Source organism: Pauljensenia sp. UMB6358 (assembly GCF_030216865.1).
Lineage (GTDB): Bacteria > Actinomycetota > Actinomycetes > Actinomycetales > Actinomycetaceae > Pauljensenia > Pauljensenia turicensis_A.
Genome location: NZ_JASOMS010000058.1, coordinates 1 through 371 on the forward strand (window position 1 = coordinate 1; position 371 = coordinate 371).

Consider the following 371-nt stretch of genomic DNA (forward strand, 5'->3'; position numbering starts at 1 on the left):
CGCTCAAGGCGATGGCAAAAGACGGCACCCTCAACAAGCTCATAGAACAGAACCGCGTAAAACCGATTGATGCGAACACAATCAAGGCAATGGCGAAAGACGGTCAGCTCAATAATCACATTAAGCAGGTCGTAACGAAGCCTATTCACGGTGACGCGTCCCACGGGCACGCACAGGTTCGTAACCTGAATCAAGCAGGCAGAGCAAAAGTATCTAAGCCGGTTGATGTACACCAGGCCCGCAACTGGGGCGCAACCCTGCAAGGCTGGTGGAATAGCATAAAAACCACTTTCTCAGCTGTCGTAGGTATTGAAACCAAACTCTCCAGGCATGCTAACGGGGATAGTCTCCTACCTTACGCGGCTGGGGGC

At 52.6% G+C, this 371-nt stretch carries 1 protein-coding gene; it reads left to right on the forward strand.

The window, feature by feature from the left end; translation table 11 throughout:
• Positions 1 to 11 precede the first annotated feature (11 nt).
• Positions 12 to 371, forward strand: a 360-nt coding sequence (locus QP381_RS08620) for a hypothetical protein (protein ID WP_285068536.1), incomplete at its 3' end; no start/stop codon positions are given.